The organism is Rhizobium giardinii bv. giardinii H152 (genome assembly GCF_000379605.1).
GTDB classification, from domain to species: Bacteria; Pseudomonadota; Alphaproteobacteria; order Rhizobiales; family Rhizobiaceae; genus Pararhizobium; species Pararhizobium giardinii.
The window spans coordinates 188,225-202,699 of the sequence record NZ_KB902702.1; the positions used below are offsets into that span (position 1 = coordinate 188,225).

A 14,475-nucleotide genomic window follows, 5' to 3' on the forward strand; every position below is an offset into this window, starting at 1 on the left:
GGGGCGGTCCAGATTGAGTGCTTCAGTCGCGGCCATTCTCGCCAGTTCCCGTGTCCTGGTTACGCAATGCCCGTTCCAGCGTTTTCGCCTGGAGCCGGTCGCGTAAAATGCTGAGATCAGAGTTCGGTTGCCGCGCCTGGGGATCGCCAAGGATCCGCGCAGCCATCATGGAGCGGGCCTTTAGCACGGATTTCGCCCGCCGTCACCCTCCGGCGCAGCAGGGCAGACCTGCAAACAGACAGATGCCTTAACGGCAGAAGGCCGGACGAACCGGCCTTCTGCAACAACGATCAGATAGAACGGCCTACTTGCAGCCTTCGATCTGCTTCAGCGCGGCCGAAATGCCCGACAGGGAATAGGAGTAGGCCGTCGGCGTGCCCTTGCGCGACTTTGCGGCAACCGACATCGCCTTGCCGGATTTCATCGCGGCGACGAGCGCCGGCTCTTCAGCGGCGTTCTCGACCCAGGCGGAATTGCCCTTGGTGAACATCACGAAATCCTTGGCGTCGATGGTGACTGTCACCTTCGAATTCTCCTGCAGCGGATAGCCCATCATGGCCTGTGGCTCGTAGGAGATGTTCTGGCCCGGGCGCTGCGACACGAGGAAGAAGATATCGCCATGGTCGACATTGGCCGGGCTCTTTTCCTTCGGTACCGAAAGAACGTAGCAGACCTTGCTGGAACCGGAGGTATAGGAATAGGCACCCCAGGCATTGAACTGCTGGATACGGGTCGGCGACTGGGCCGAGGCCACGCCGGCGAATGCCGTCACGAGTGCGAGTGCGGTGATGAGCTTTCTTACAAACATCTTGTCCTGCCGGTTTCTTGGGCGCCGGTGCCCGATCAGCATCAGCCGGGCAACGCATGGTCATGATTTGATTTATTTTGACTTAATTCAGGTTACCAAACCGTCAACATTCTCTGAATTCACTGCGCACCCGCTTTAATACGGAACACATTGCGACGCAAATCCTGCTTCAGGTCAGGCTTCGCAAGATCTTCAGGCTAGCCAGGGCGCGCCCGAACGATGCCAGCCTGATTGCTTCACGGTTTTGCGAAAATCCAGGGAACGGTTCCCGGCGAGAACGTGCCGAATTCCGTCTGCCGTGCGCGCTTGGCTTGCTGAGCGCTTGCCCATCAGCCAAAGCGTGCTCGACGCGCGTTTATGTCACAAAGAATCAGGCAAGAGTTTGACCTTCGAAAAAAGCCTCGTGTCTGGCGGGGGATAGCGAGAAAACGTGGGGCAGGGCGGGTAAGCAGGCCGGCATTTCGTCAAGCGCCAGAGCGGCTCAGTCGGGCAGTTTATCCTGCAAGGCCTCGTCCGCCCTGACGTAGTGCTGTTCCTTGATCTGGCCGCTGATCGCGGCAAAGGCGGCGGTCAGCACGGCGATGTCATCGGAAAAGCCGACCATGGCCAGAACGTCCGGGATGAAATCGAACGGCAGGACGAAATAGGCAAGCGCGCCGAGAAGGATGCCGCGGGTGCGCATCGGCGTCGCCGGGTCCATGGCGCAATAATAGGCGGCAACAAGGTCGCGGCTGAACGGCACCTGCCGCATCGCGCGTTTGAGCGTCGGCCAGAAGCGGCGCTCGACCTTGCGGGCCTTTGCCTCCTGCTCGCTCTCCTCGCCAGGCAGCAGAATCTCGCCGATCTTGACGTCATCCATCTTCTTCGTCTCGTCCTTCATGAAAAAGCATATGGGTGAGCGCGGCGCCTATTTCAAATGGGCTTCCTTCATATGGTCGGGCATGCGCCCGGCTGCCGCGCGGTCCATTCTGGCGGCGAGCTTGAAGTCCAGCTCGGTCAGCCCGCCGGAATCATGGGTGGTCAGCGTCACGTCCACCTTGTTGTAGACATTGAACCATTCGGGGTGATGGCCGAACTTCTCCGCCGCCAGCGCGCATTCGCTCATGAAGCCGAAGGCTTCGACAAAGCTCTTGAAGCGGAAGGTCTTCCAGATCGAAAGGCCATCTTCAGCAAGCACCCAGCCGTCCATCTTGTGCAGGTTCTCGGTAACGGTCTCAGGGCTGAGCTTTTCCTGTTTCATGACAATCCCTCTTTTTGTGACGGCAACATTGTGGTTTCACAACGCGACAGCCTTGGATAGGTTCAATTTTTCTCCTGCCCGTTGGATAGCATGAAACCTGTCAGAATTCTCTTTGTCTGTCTCGGCAATATCTGCCGTTCGCCGCTGGCCGAAGGCATTTTGCGGCATCTGTCGCTGGGTTACCCCGTCGATGTCGATTCCGCCGGAACCGGCGGCTGGCATATCGGTGACCTGCCGGATCCTCGCTCGATTGCCGTCGCCCGGCGCCACGGCATTGATATTGCCGGCCAGCGCGGCCGCAAGATCGATGCCGGCGATTTTGCGGCCTTCGATCTGATCTTTGCGATGGACCGGAACAATCTGGCGACGCTGCGCGCGCTCGCACCGCCGGCCACGCAGCACAAGCTGCATCTTTTCCTCAGCTATACGCTGGGCGTCGAGCGCGACGTGCCCGACCCCTATTATGGAGGCCCGGAAGGCTTCCAGACCGTCTACAGCATGCTCTTCGAAGGCTGCTCTTCGCTGATCGGCAGGCTGGAAGAGATCGGCTCGTAGAGCGGGAAGACCTCCTCGGTGATGTAGGGGCCGCCGCCGATCGAATCGCGCGACGACAGGAGCACGAAGCGCGAGACGGTGAAGGGGTTGGTGTAGAAGCCGCCGCGTCCTGACAGGTAACCGACGACATCCTCGACCCGCGACGAGCGCAGCCGCGCGAGCGTCACATGCGGCGTGAACTTGCGCGGGTCGGCCGGCAGGCCCAGCCGCTGGCAGATGCGCTCGATTTCGGCCTGGAGGGCATAGAGTTCCGGCGGGTTGCTGACCCCGGCCCAGACGGAATGCGGCTTCTTCGAACCGAAGGCGCCGGTGCCGGTGAGCTGCAGCTGGAATTCCGGGCGTTCGATGCGGTCGAGCCGGTCGACGATCTCGTCTGCGGTCCGGTTGTCGACGTCACCGATGAAGCGGAGTGTGATGTGGTAATTCTCCACATCGATCCAACGGGCACCGGGAAGACCACCACGTAACAATGAAAGGCTCATTGCGGCATTACGCGGAATCTCGAGGGCGGTGAAAAGTCTCGGCATGACGAGCTCCCCGAATCTCTGGCAGATATCGTCAGCGAATCACGCTTGACATCTGCACGCAACTATAATTTCGCACCTGCAATATTTATCCAACGCAATTATCAGTCGTTGAACAAGAGATTATTTTTTTGGTTTCCTCAGCCTCCCGTTGAAAGCGATTGTACGAAGCGTTCGGCGACCGGCAGGAAGCGCTCGACCATGACGCCGATGCCGTCGCCGTTCGGATGCATGCCATCCTCGATCTTCAGCTTCGCATTCTCCACGACGCCGTCAAGAAAAAACGGATAGAGTTCCGTGCCATAGGCCTTGGCAAGCTCCGGATAGATCGGATTGAACCGGCCCGCATAGTCGTCGCCCATGTTCGGCGGCGCCAGCATGCCGACCAGGAGAACCGGGATGCCGCGCGATTTAAGCTTCTCGATCATGGCTATCAGGTTCTTGCGGCTTTCTTCGGGGGCGATGCCGCGCAGCGCGTCGTTGGCGCCGAGTTCGAGGATCACGCCCTTGGTGCCATCCGGCACCGACCAGTCGATCCGCGCCAGCCCGCCCGAGGTCGTGTCGCCGGAAACGCCGGCATTGGCGATCGTCACGTCATGGCCCTTTGCGCGCAGGGCCTTTTCCAGACGGGCGGGAAAGGCGTCTTCCGGCGGCAATTGGTAGCCGGCCATCAGGCTGTCGCCGAAGCCGACGAGATTGAGCGTGGCGGAACGGGCCGGGATCGCGGTGATCACAATTGCCGTGATCGCCAACAAAAAAGCCATGAAACCTTTTATTCGCATGAATGCGCCCTTAAATCGGTAAAACATCAGCCGCTCGGCAATCTCCATATCCTACATATAGGACAGGTTCCTTTGGCAAAAACCATGATCGAACTGAAAAATGCGGATCTGACACTCGGCCAGGCCGCTGCGTCCGTTCATGTGCTGAAGGGAATGGGCCTGACCATCGGGGCCGGTGAGTCCGTCGGCATCGTCGGTCCCTCGGGCTCAGGCAAGTCGACGCTGCTGATGGTTCTTGCCGGTCTGGAGCGTCTCGACAGCGGTGAAATCATCATCGACGGCACGCCGCTGCACGGCTTGAGCGAAGACCGGGTGGCGGAATTCCGCGGCCGCAATATCGGCATCGTCTTCCAGTCCTTCCATCTCATCCCGAACATGACGGCGCTCGAAAACGTCGCGGTGCCGCTCGAGCTTGCCAATGTCCGCAACGCCTTCGACATTGCCCGCCAGGAGCTCGCCTCCGTCGGCCTCGGCGAGCGGCTGTCGCACTATCCCGGCCAGCTTTCCGGCGGTGAGCAGCAGCGCGTGGCGATCGCGCGCGCCCTGGCGCCGGCGCCGAAACTGCTGATCGCCGACGAGCCTACCGGCAATCTCGATGCCGAAACCGGCCGCCAGGTGGCCGATCTCATCTTCTCCAAGCAGGCCGAGCGCGACATGACACTGGTCCTCGTGACCCATGATGCCTCGCTTGCAGCCCGCTGCTCGCGCCAGGTGCGGGTCCGCTCCGGTGAGATCGTTTCCGGCTCGGGCCATGACCCGGCTCTTGCCGCATCGCTGTCGAAGGCGGTTTCCGCGTGACGGGCCGTGTTGCCAACGGTTTTCGTCCCGGGCTCGCCTTTCGCCTGGCGCTGCGGGAAATGCGCGGCGGCCTGAAGGGTTTCTACATTTTTCTCGCCTGCGTTGCGCTCGGCACGGCGGCGATTGCCGGCGTCAATTCGCTGTCGCAGTCGATCACCAGCTCGATCGCCAGCCAGGGCCGCGAGCTGCTCGCCGGCGATATCCGCTTCGAACTCAACAACCGCGTCGCGACGCCAGAGGAAAAGGCCTTCGTCGACGACATGGGCACGGTCGCGGTATCCGCCGGCCTGCGCTCCATGGCAAGGCTGCCCGATGGCTCCAACCAGGCGCTGGTCGAGCTGAAGGCGGTCGATGGCGCCTATCCACTCTACGGCAAGCTCGAAAGCGAGCCGGTGGCACCACTCGGCGAGCTTCTGGCCAGCCATGGCGATGTCCATGATGCGCTGGCAGCCCCGTTGCTTCTGGAGCGGCTCGGCATCAAGACCGGCGACGAAATTCTGCTCGGCACGGCGCGCATCCGCATTTCCGGCCTGATCGTGCGCGAGCCGGACGCCTTGTCGGACGGGTTCGGCTTTGCGCCGCGCCTGCTCTTGTCAGCAGATGCGCTTGCTGCCTCCGGCCTGGTGCAGACGGGAAGCCTCGTCGAACATGCCTACAAGGTGAAGGTCGACGATCCCTCCAGCGTTCCGGCCTTGCGCCGACAGGCCGAGGAGAAATTTCCGCAGGCCGGCTGGTCGATTCGCACCAGCCAGAACGCGGCGCCGGCGCTGACGGCCAACATCACCCGCTTCTCGCAGTTCCTGACCCTCGTCGGCCTGACGGCGCTGATCGTCGGCGGCGTCGGCGTTGCCAATGCGGTGCGCTCCTACCTCGATTCCAAGCGCGGCGTCATCGCAACGTTCAAATGCGTCGGCGCGCCCGCCGCGATGGTCACCGCCATCTATCTCATCCAGATCCTGATGATCGCCTTGATCGGCATCGTCGTCGGCCTTGTGCTCGGCGCGCTTATCCCCTTCGTCGCCGCGCAATTCCTGGCGAACATGTTGCCGGTGTCGACCGCGTTCCAGCTCTACCCGCAAGCGCTTGGCCTTGCCGCCCTGTTCGGCCTTCTGACGGCGCTCGCCTTTGCCATCCTGCCGCTCGGCCACGCCCGCGAAGTACCGGCGACCGCGCTCTTCCGCGAGCAGAGCTTCGAACGGTCGCGCCTGCCGTCCTGGCCCTATCTGCTTGCCGCCGCTCTCTGCCTTGCAGCGCTTGCCGGCCTTGCCATCCTGACGGCCTATGACCGGCGGATTTCGCTCACCTTCCTCGGCGCCATCGCCTTCGCCTTCATCGTGCTGCGCGGCGTCGCCGTTCTCGTCGCCATGCTTGCCCGCCGGGCGCCGCGCGTCAGCTCGCCGGCCTTTCGGCTCGCCATCGGCAATATCCATCGTCCCGGCGCGCTGACGCCGTCGGTGGTCCTGTCGCTCGGTCTCGGGCTTGCGCTTCTCGTCACGCTGGCGCTGATCGACGGCAATCTGCGCCGCGAGCTCACCGGCAGCCTGCCGGAGCGGGCGCCGAACTTCTTCTTCGTCGATATTCAGGGCGCCGAGGTGGAGGGGTTCCGCTCGCTGCTGCAGAAAAGCCTGCCTGAGGGCAAGATCGTCGAAGTGCCGATGCTGCGTGGCCGCATCCTTGCGTTCAACGGGCAGGATGTCAGCAAGATGACCGTGCCGCCGGGCGGGCAATGGGTGCTGCGCGGCGACCGGGGCATCACCTATGCCGAGAACCGACCGGAAAATTCGTCCCTGACGCAGGGCAGCTGGTGGGCGCCGGACTATTCCGGCGAGCCGCTCGTCTCGTTTTCGGCGGAGGAAGCCGGCGAACTGGGCCTGAAGCTCGGCGACACCGTCACCGTCAACGTGCTTGGCCGCAACATCACGGCCCGGATCGCCAATTTCCGCACGGTGGAGTGGGAATCCCTGTCGATCAATTTCGTCATGGTCTTCTCGCCGAACACCTTTGCCGGCGCTCCGCATGCCTGGCTCGCCACGGTGATCGATCCCAACGCCACGGCGGCCGACGAGGCGGCAGCGCTGAAGGCGGTGACGAATGCCTATCCGACGATCACCAGCGTCCGCGTCAAGGATGCGCTCGATATCATCAACCAATTGCTGGGGCAGCTTGCGACGGCCATCCGCGCCGCAGCCGCCGTTGCGCTGGTGGCCTCTGTTCTGGTGCTGGCCGGCGCTCTTGCCGCCGGCAACCGGGCCCGCACCCACGATGCCGTCGTCCTGAAGACTCTCGGGGCGACACGTTCGACCCTGATCCGTGCCTTCTGCTACGAATACGCGATGCTCGGCCTGTCGACGGCCATCTTCGCTCTGTTCGCCGGCGGCGTGGCGGCCTGGTACGTGGTGAGCCGGATCATGACCTTGCCGTCGTCCTTCCTGCCGGATGTCGCCCTGGCGACGATGGCCGTCGCGCTGGTCGTCACGGTCGGTTTCGGCCTTGCCGGCACCTGGCGGGTGCTCGGTCAGAAGGCTGCACCGGTGCTGCGGGCACTCTGATCGGCCAGTTAACCGTTAATGCTATGGCGCAAAAGGGCGTTCGCAGCGGCTTTTCGATCGATTCGCGGCCCTGCCGGTCTTGTGCAAGTCATATTTCGACATCATATTCTACCAAGGCATGCTGGAGCCCCGCAGCGGCGCCTGGGCCGAGTGGCTGGCATCATTCAGATGATGCGCCCTCGTGGCCTGACACCGTAAACTTAACCGGGGCTTATAAGAGGAAACAATGGCTGATCTTAGAAACTACCAAACCCGGACGGCGCAGACTGGTGCGCAGGCGGGGGCCGTAATCGATGAAGGTCTGCGCACCTATATGCTCAAGGTGTACAACCTGATGGCCCTTGGTCTGGCGATCACCGGTATCGCCGCCTTCGCTGCGTTCCAATTCGCATTTGCGGACGGACAGCTGACCGCCTTCGGTCAGGCGATCTATGTGAGCCCGCTGAAGTGGGTCGTCATGCTCGCGCCGTTGGCTCTGGTGTTCTACATGAGCTTCCGGATCAACTCCATGAGCGTGTCCGCCGCGCAGACCACCTTCTGGGTCTATGCGGGCCTGATGGGTCTTTCGCTGTCGTCGATCTTCCTGATCTATACCGGCCAGAGCATCGTCCAGACGTTCTTCGTCACGGCGGCTTCGTTCGGCGGTCTGTCGCTCTACGGCTATACCACCAAGCGCGACCTTTCCGGTATGGGCTCGTTCCTGATCATGGGTCTGTTCGGCCTGATCATCGCCTCGATCGTCAACATCTTCCTCGGCTCGTCCGCGCTTGATTTTGCGATCTCCGTCATCGGCGTTCTGATCTTCGCCGGCCTGACCGCCTGGGATACCCAGAAGATCAAGGAAATGTACTTCGAAGCAGACGGTGCCGAAGTCGCCGGCCGCAAGGCCATCATGGGCGCCCTGACGCTCTACCTCGACTTCATCAACCTGTTCCTGTTCATGCTGCGTTTCCTTGGAAACCGCGAATAACCGGAACCCCGAGACAATCGAAAAAGGCGGCCTTGGCCGCCTTTTTTGTTGCCTGATCCGTGACGTTTGGCGCTTGCCTGATTGCTCTATCCCGGTATGAAGGACGAGTTGTTTTATCCAATCAGGCCTGCCGATGTCTTTCACCCTGCGCGACGCCACCCCTTCCGACATTCCGGCCATCACCGATATTTACCGGGAATCCGTGCTGAACGGTGTTGCCTCCTATGAGATGACGCCTCCGGCCGAAGCGGAAATGGCGTCGCGGTTCTCGGCGATCATCAGCAACGGTTACCCCTATATCGCCGCAGTCGCTCCGGATGGCGTCCTGCTCGGCTATGCCTATGCATCTGCGTTCCGGACACGGCCGGCCTATCGTTTCCTGGTCGAGGATTCGATCTATCTGGCGCCGCAGGCGCGGGGGCAGGGCGCGGGCAAGGCTCTGCTTGCCGAACTCATCCGGCGCTGCACGGAACTCGGCTTCCGCCAGATGGTCGCCGTCATCGGCGGCGCGCATCCGGCTTCGGTGGCGGTCCATCGCGCGGCCGGCTTCGAGCATGGCGGATTGATGAAGGGGACCGGCTTCAAGCACGGCCGCTGGCTCGATACGATCATCATGCAATTGCCGCTCGGCGATGGCGTGACGACCGATCCCGAGCCCGGCGTCTATCCGGATACGCTCTATCGCGGCTGACTCAGGTTTCGATCAGCTTCAGCATCTTGTCGAAGACTTTCAAGACCTGCTGCAGGTCGTGGCCGCGCTTCAGGATCATGCCGTGTGTATTGACGACGCTGTAGGCACCCTGCTTGGCCGCAAGCTTCGGGTTTTTCTCGATCCTGAAGAGCGGCAACTCGCCTGAACGCTTGAACACCGAGAACACCGCCCGGTCGCGCAGGTGATCCATCGCATAGTCGCGCCACTCGCCTTCGCCGACCATGCGGCCATAGACTCTGAGGATCAGGTCGAGTTCCCTGCGGTGGAAGGTGATGGGTGGCGGATCCTGGCTGCTGCTGCGGTATTCGTGCAGGTGGACAACCACATTGGAGGTTGGCTGCCTTTCGGAACGGGTCTCGCCTTGCGGCAAATCCGGCTGATCGGTCATCTTTACCCCGGCCTTTATTGTGACAGGACGGTTACAGTTTGCCTGACCTTCGCTGAAATGCAAGCCGCAAGCCGCACCGGTTTGCCAGAGACTTTCTTCTGTATGCCGCATTTCAGTCAAAACCGCGCCCCATTTCGAAACGACACTCGCGCTCGCCGACATGGGGAGTCCTCCCGATTGTCCGGTCTGCTGTCTGCTCGAGGGATGCGTTTTTCGAGCGGGAGCAGTGTTGGAGTGGTTGGCCATCAGCGCCCATCGGGCGCGGCCACTCCAAACGCCACGTTTTCTGGCAACGCCCGTTGCCAAGAAGCCTGGTCGGTTCGGTCCGGTATCTTCGAACCCTCAGCCCCAGCCCCTCGATGCTGCCGGGCCGAACCAGTTAACTTGACCCGTCATAGATTAGTTCGCGGTGCCGTCCGCCATGACGGTCGTCGCGCCGAGGATTGCGCCGGGCGTTTCATTGTCCTTCATCTTTTGCAGCAGCACGGCGCAGCCGTCATTGTCGCCTTCACTGAGAACGGAGGCCGGCAGCACGAAATTGGCGGGGTTGCCGTCCCACATGCCGATCGTCTGGACATCGCGCACGGAATGCCAGTAGGAAATCGTCCTGCCGCTGTTCTCACCCTTCTTCACGTCAACCAGTTGCTCGCGGTTGAAATAGACGACGACGACATTGGCCTTGCCGTCGCCGGCACCGACATTGATGTCGACCTCGTCCTTGCGCACGGTGGCATTAACCGGGACGGTCAGACCCTTGCCCTTTTCACGCATTTCCGTCAGTCGCCGGTTGATGCCGTCGAGATCGGCCCCGTTGATATGGTCGCGTCCGTTGAGGATGGCCTGGGGCGTGTAGACGCCGCTGCGGCCGAGCATCCGGGCATAGGCGTATTGCCGGGCGGTGTTGTCCTTGGTGGCGAGCGTATCGGCCCAGCCGAGATAGTTCCAATAGTCGACGTGATAGGAAAGCGCCACGACCTTGCCGTCATCGATCAGTTTCTTCAACGCCGCATCCGCCGGGGGGCAGGAAGAACAGCCCTGGCTGGTGAACAGTTCGACGACACCTGCCGGCTCGCCGGCTATGACCGGCAGCGCCATCAGGCCGAGGCCACAGGCGAGCATGATGCGGCGAAGGTTAGGGGATCCAGGCATCGGGCGTCGTTCCATTTCAAAGGATGCGGGGAGCTGCGAAGCAATTGAAGCCTTTCATACGCCGCTCGCCTTTCAACAGAAAGTCACGTTGGAGTGAGGCGAACGACATCGAAGGCGCTGCGCGCACGAGACGCAAAAAGGCCGGGGCTTTGCAGCCCCGGCCCTTGTTTTCACCCGGATGGATTTAAGCGGCGAGGTCGCGCAGAACGGTCTGCAGGATGCCGCCATTGTTCATGTAGGTGACTTCATCGAGCGTATCGATACGGCAGATGAGAGGGACTTCCTTCACCGAACCGTCGCTGTAGCTGATCCTGGCGACCCGCTTTTCGCGCGGCTGGACATTGGTCAACCCATCGATATCGACGATCTCGTCACCCTTCAGGCCGAGCGATTCCCATGTCGTGCCTTCCTCGAAGACGAAGGGCACGATGCCCATGCCGACGAGGTTGGAGCGGTGGATACGCTCGAAGGACTGGGCGATCACGGCCTTGACGCCGAGCAGGTTGGTGCCCTTGGCCGCCCAGTCGCGCGACGAGCCGTTGCCATATTCGACACCGGCGAAGATGACCAGCGGAACGCCCTCTTCCTTGTACTTCATGGCCGCGTCATAGATCGACATCTCTTCCTTCGAAGGATAGTGGATCGTATAGCCGCCTTCCTTGCCGTTCGGTCCCATCATGTGGTTGCGGATGCGGATGTTGGCAAAGGTGCCGCGCATCATCACTTCATGGTTGCCGCGGCGCGTGCCGTACTGGTTGAAGTCGGCAACGCCGACGCCATGGCCGATGAGATACGCACCAGCCGGAGACGCCGCCTTGATCGAGCCGGCCGGCGAGATGTGGTCGGTGGTGATCTTGTCGCCGAACAGGCCAAGCACGCGCGCGCCCTTGATATCGGAAATGCCCGAACCGGTCTTGCCCATGCCGACGAAGTAGGGCGGGTTCTGCACGTAGGTCGAGTTGTCGTCCCAGGCATAGGTCTGGCCGGCCGGAACCTGAACCGCCTGCCAGTTGGCGTCGCCCTTGAACACGTCGGCATATTTCGATGCGTAGAGTGCGCGGGTGACGTATTTCAGGATGAATTCCTGGATTTCCTGCGAGGTCGGCCAGATGTCCTTGAGGAACACCGGGTTGCCATCGCTCCCTGTTCCGAGCGGCTCGGTCGTCAGGTCCTTCTGGACCGTACCGGCCAGCGCATAGGCGACCACCAGCGGCGGCGAGGCGAGGTAGTTCGCCTGGACGTCCGGCGAGATGCGGCCTTCGAAGTTGCGGTTGCCCGAGAGGACGCCGGACATGATCAGGCCCTTCTCGTTGATGGTCTTCGAGATCGGTGCCGGCAACGGGCCGGAGTTGCCGATGCAGGTCGTGCAGCCGAAGCCGACGAGGTTGAAGCCGAGCGCATCAAGCGAATCCTGCAGGCCGGACTTGGCGAGATATTCGCCGACGACCTGGGATCCGGGTGCGAGCGAAGTCTTCACCCAAGGTGCCGTCTTCAGGCCCTTGGCAACGGCGTTGCGGGCCAGGAGGCCGGCCGCGATCAGCACCGACGGGTTCGACGTGTTGGTGCAGGAGGTGATGGCGGCAATCGCCACGTCGCCGTGGCCGATATCGTAGTCCGTGCCTTCGACTGCGTAACGCAGGGCGAGCTGGCCCGGCTTCTTGTAGTCGTTCTCAAGCGAGCCGGCGAAACCGGATGCGATGTTTTCGAGCGGGATGCGGCCTTCCGGCCGCTTCGGGCCGGCCATGGCCGGAACCACCTGACCGAGGTCGAGTTCGAGCGTGTCGGTGAAGACGAGGTCGGAGCCGTCGCCTTCGCGCCACATGCCTTGCGCCTTCGAATAGGCTTCGACCAGCGCGATACGCTGCTCTTCGCGGCCGGACATGGTGAGATAGTTGATGGTTTCCGAATCGACCGGGAAGAAGCCGCAGGTCGCGCCGTATTCCGGGCCCATGTTGCCGATCGTCGCGCGGTCGGCGAGCGTCATGTTGTCGAGGCCGGAACCGAAGAATTCGACGAACTTCGAAACCACGCCCTTCTTGCGCAGCATCTGCACGACCATCAGCACGAGGTCGGTGGCGGTGACGCCTTCCTTGAGCTTGCCGGTCAGCTTGAAGCCGATGACCTCGGGCAGCAGCATGGAGACCGGCTGGCCGAGCATGGCCGCTTCAGCCTCGATGCCGCCAACGCCCCAGCCGAGAACGCCGAGACCATTGATCATGGTCGTGTGGCTGTCGGTGCCGACGCAGGTATCCGGATAGGCGGTGATCTCGCCGTCTTCTTCCTTCGTCCAGACGGTCTGGCCGAGATATTCAAGGTTGACCTGGTGACAGATGCCGGTGCCGGGAGGAACGACGCGGAAATTCTTGAAAGCCTGCTGGCCCCACTTCAGGAAGCGGTAGCGCTCGCCGTTGCGCGCGTATTCGAGCTCGACATTCTTGGCGAAGGCGGTCGGCGTGCCGAATTCGTCGACGATCACGGAATGGTCGATGACAAGGTCGACGGGAACGAGCGGGTTGATTTTTTCCGGATCACCGCCGAGCGACACCATCGCGTCGCGCATGGCTGCGAGATCGACCACGGCCGGAACGCCGGTGAAGTCCTGCATCAGCACGCGCGCCGGGCGATAGGCGATTTCGTTTTCGACGAGACCCTTGTTGGTCAGCCATTCGGCGACGGCAAGGATGTTTTCCTTCGTGACCGAGCGGCCGTCTTCGAAGCGCAGCAGGTTCTCGAGCAGAACCTTCATCGAATAGGGGAGCTTGGAGACGCCGGCGAGGCCGTTCGCTTCGGCTTTCGGCAGGCTGTAATAGACATAGTCTATGCCGTTGACCGAAAGCGTCGACCGACAATTGAAACTGTCAAGGGATTTGGACACTGGATACCCCGTTCCGTTTGATCGCCAAAGTGACGTACGAACGCCCGAGCGCATTTTATGCGCGATATGGGATGCGGGTACGGCCATTTCCGCTGTCCGTACGTGGAAATCATTCCATGTTCGGCGCTAGGATGAAATTCACGCCGACCGCTGGCGTGTTGGGGCGGTTATAGATAATTTCTCCGGAACGTGCCAGACCATGCGCGACCAATTTGAGACAATTTTTTTGCGTTGCGACGAACGTCGTAAAAGGAATGTGAATGCCGATCAGCCTCGTCGTCGAAGGCCTCAGTGCGAAGCGCGGCGAGGACCTGATTTTCAAGGATATTTCCTTTGTTCTGACAGTCGGGGAGGCCCTGATCGTGACCGGTGCGAACGGGTCCGGAAAGTCGACACTGCTGCGCGTTCTGGCGGGACTTCTGGCAGCGGAATCCGGCAGCATGCTGCTTGACGGAATGGTGGGTGACATCGGCCATCCGCGCGAGCTCTGCCACTACCTCGGCCATCGCAACGCGATGAAGCGGGAACTGACCGTCGAAGAGAATCTTTCCTTCTGGAAATCCTTCATGGGTGATTCGGAAGGCGGGGTCGGGACAGGCATCGAGGAAGCCGCCGAGGCGCTGGGGCTCGGCGGCATTGCGCATCTGCCATTCGGCTATCTCTCGGCCGGTCAGCAGCGGCGCATGGCGATGGCCAAGTTGCTCGTCGCCTATCGTCCCGTCTGGCTGCTCGACGAGCCGACAGCGGCGCTCGATGCAAGCGCCGACCGGCTATTTGCGACGTTGGTGACCCGGCATCTTTGCGCGGGCGGCATCGTCGTCGCCGCGACGCATCAGCCATTGGGGGTTGAGGCCAGGGAGTTGCGGATGACGGGGTTTGCGGGTGTGGGGGAGTTGGTTTGAATATCGAGTTTGCCGCAATCACCCCCCTCCGCCCTGTCGGGCATCTCCCCCTCACGGGGGCAGATCGGCTGGCGCTCTGCCGTGCCGTCCCCCCTCATCCGACCCTTCGGGCCACCTTCTCCCCGACGGGGAGAAGAGGGTGGCTGCGGCAAGCCCACGAAGAAATCCCCACGTCTCGTGTCAACGAAACACTGAGTTCGAAGGAGCGGCGGCAAACTCCCTC

The 14,475-nt window shown here is 61.9% G+C and carries 14 protein-coding genes; 6 read left to right on the forward strand and 8 right to left on the reverse strand.

Features of this window, described 5'->3' with window-relative positions; genetic code table 11:
• Positions 1-304 precede the first annotated feature (304 nt).
• From A3AY_RS0125605 to A3AY_RS0125615, 3 genes are all read right to left on the reverse strand, one after another.
• Positions 305-808 carry an invasion associated locus B family protein gene (locus A3AY_RS0125605; RefSeq protein WP_026203822.1) on the reverse strand — a complete coding sequence of 168 codons (504 nt, stop codon included), beginning with the start codon at positions 806-808 and terminating at the stop codon, positions 305-307.
• A gap of 481 nt (positions 809-1,289) precedes the next feature.
• Complete coding sequence (locus A3AY_RS0125610; RefSeq protein WP_026203823.1) at positions 1,290-1,667, reverse strand: YkvA family protein; 378 nt, start codon at positions 1,665-1,667, stop codon at positions 1,290-1,292.
• A gap of 48 nt (positions 1,668-1,715) precedes the next feature.
• Positions 1,716-2,048, reverse strand: a complete 333-nt coding sequence (locus A3AY_RS0125615) for a 4a-hydroxytetrahydrobiopterin dehydratase (RefSeq protein ID WP_018328535.1) — start codon at positions 2,046-2,048, stop codon at positions 1,716-1,718.
• A gap of 90 nt (positions 2,049-2,138) precedes the next feature.
• Between A3AY_RS0125615 and A3AY_RS0125620 the strand changes: the two genes are divergently transcribed.
• Complete coding sequence (locus tag A3AY_RS0125620) at positions 2,139-2,603, forward strand: low molecular weight protein-tyrosine-phosphatase (protein ID WP_018328536.1); 465 nt, start codon at positions 2,139-2,141, stop codon at positions 2,601-2,603.
• Here A3AY_RS0125620 and thpR read toward each other — a convergent pair.
• A complete protein-coding gene (gene thpR / locus A3AY_RS0125625; protein WP_018328537.1) occupies positions 2,540-3,130 on the reverse strand; it encodes an RNA 2',3'-cyclic phosphodiesterase in 591 nt (196 codons plus the stop codon). The genes A3AY_RS0125620 and thpR overlap by 64 nt on opposite strands.
• Positions 3,131-3,267: 137 nt before the next feature.
• Complete coding sequence (locus A3AY_RS0125630; RefSeq protein ID WP_026203824.1) at positions 3,268-3,909, reverse strand: arylesterase; 642 nt, start codon at positions 3,907-3,909, stop codon at positions 3,268-3,270.
• A 72-nt stretch (positions 3,910-3,981) separates the two neighbouring features.
• Here A3AY_RS0125630 and A3AY_RS0125635 point away from each other — a divergent pair, with 72 nt between their 5' ends.
• The 4 genes from A3AY_RS0125635 (at position 3,982) to A3AY_RS0125650 (ending at position 8,917) form a co-directional block, all read left to right on the forward strand.
• A complete protein-coding gene (locus A3AY_RS0125635) occupies positions 3,982-4,707 on the forward strand; it encodes an ABC transporter ATP-binding protein (RefSeq protein ID WP_026203825.1) in 726 nt (241 codons plus the stop codon).
• A gap of 59 nt (positions 4,708-4,766) precedes the next feature.
• Entirely contained in the window at positions 4,767-7,256 is a 2,490-nt protein-coding gene (locus A3AY_RS0125640; protein WP_051108414.1) for an ABC transporter permease, read from the forward strand.
• Between the two features lie 226 nt (positions 7,257-7,482).
• The gene (locus tag A3AY_RS0125645) at positions 7,483-8,226 is read left to right on the forward strand and encodes a Bax inhibitor-1/YccA family protein (protein WP_018328541.1); all 744 of its coding nucleotides are present in this window, start codon (positions 7,483-7,485) and stop codon (positions 8,224-8,226) included.
• Positions 8,227-8,359: 133 nt separating this feature from the next.
• Positions 8,360-8,917, forward strand: a complete 558-nt coding sequence (locus A3AY_RS0125650; protein ID WP_018328542.1) for a GNAT family N-acetyltransferase — start codon at positions 8,360-8,362, stop codon at positions 8,915-8,917.
• Between the two features lies 1 nt (position 8,918).
• Here A3AY_RS0125650 and A3AY_RS0125655 read toward each other — a convergent pair whose 3' ends face one another.
• From A3AY_RS0125655 to acnA, 3 genes are all read right to left on the reverse strand, one after another.
• Positions 8,919-9,326 (reverse strand): DUF2794 domain-containing protein, encoded by a 408-nt coding sequence (locus tag A3AY_RS0125655; RefSeq protein ID WP_026203826.1) that lies wholly within the window; start codon positions 9,324-9,326, stop codon positions 8,919-8,921.
• A gap of 399 nt (positions 9,327-9,725) precedes the next feature.
• Positions 9,726-10,475: a DUF1223 domain-containing protein gene (locus tag A3AY_RS0125660; protein WP_026203827.1), complete on the reverse strand. Its 750-nt coding sequence runs from the start codon at positions 10,473-10,475 to the stop codon at positions 9,726-9,728.
• Positions 10,476-10,659: 184 nt separating this feature from the next.
• Positions 10,660-13,350 carry an aconitate hydratase AcnA gene (gene acnA / locus A3AY_RS0125665; RefSeq protein WP_018328545.1) on the reverse strand — a complete coding sequence of 897 codons (2,691 nt, stop codon included), beginning with the start codon at positions 13,348-13,350 and terminating at the stop codon, positions 10,660-10,662.
• 266 nt (positions 13,351-13,616) lie between these two features.
• On the opposite strand from acnA, the gene ccmA reads away from it, so the two are divergent.
• On the forward strand, positions 13,617-14,252 hold the full coding sequence (gene ccmA / locus A3AY_RS0125670) for a heme ABC exporter ATP-binding protein CcmA (RefSeq protein WP_026203828.1): 636 nt from the start codon (positions 13,617-13,619) through the stop codon (positions 14,250-14,252).
• Positions 14,253-14,475: the final 223 nt, after the last annotated feature.

Excerpts from the sequence above, each read along its gene's own strand:
- A3AY_RS0125605 (WP_026203822.1), bottom strand. The coding sequence starts at position 808 with ATGTTTGTAAGAAAGCTCATCACCGCACTCGCACTCGTGACGGCATTC.
- A3AY_RS0125610 (WP_026203823.1), bottom strand. The coding sequence starts at position 1,667 with ATGGATGACGTCAAGATCGGCGAGATTCTGCTGCCTGGCGAGGAGAGC.
- A3AY_RS0125615 (WP_018328535.1), bottom strand. The coding sequence starts at position 2,048 with ATGAAACAGGAAAAGCTCAGCCCTGAGACCGTTACCGAGAACCTGCAC.
- A3AY_RS0125620 (WP_018328536.1), top strand. The coding sequence starts at position 2,139 with ATGAAACCTGTCAGAATTCTCTTTGTCTGTCTCGGCAATATCTGCCGT.
- thpR (WP_018328537.1), bottom strand. The coding sequence starts at position 3,130 with ATGCCGAGACTTTTCACCGCCCTCGAGATTCCGCGTAATGCCGCAATG.
- A3AY_RS0125630 (WP_026203824.1), bottom strand. The coding sequence starts at position 3,909 with ATGCGAATAAAAGGTTTCATGGCTTTTTTGTTGGCGATCACGGCAATT.
- A3AY_RS0125640 (WP_051108414.1), top strand. The coding sequence starts at position 4,767 with ATGCGCGGCGGCCTGAAGGGTTTCTACATTTTTCTCGCCTGCGTTGCG.
- A3AY_RS0125645 (WP_018328541.1), top strand. The coding sequence starts at position 7,483 with ATGGCTGATCTTAGAAACTACCAAACCCGGACGGCGCAGACTGGTGCG.
- A3AY_RS0125650 (WP_018328542.1), top strand. The coding sequence starts at position 8,360 with ATGTCTTTCACCCTGCGCGACGCCACCCCTTCCGACATTCCGGCCATC.
- A3AY_RS0125655 (WP_026203826.1), bottom strand. The coding sequence starts at position 9,326 with ATGACCGATCAGCCGGATTTGCCGCAAGGCGAGACCCGTTCCGAAAGG.
- A3AY_RS0125660 (WP_026203827.1), bottom strand. The coding sequence starts at position 10,475 with ATGCCTGGATCCCCTAACCTTCGCCGCATCATGCTCGCCTGTGGCCTC.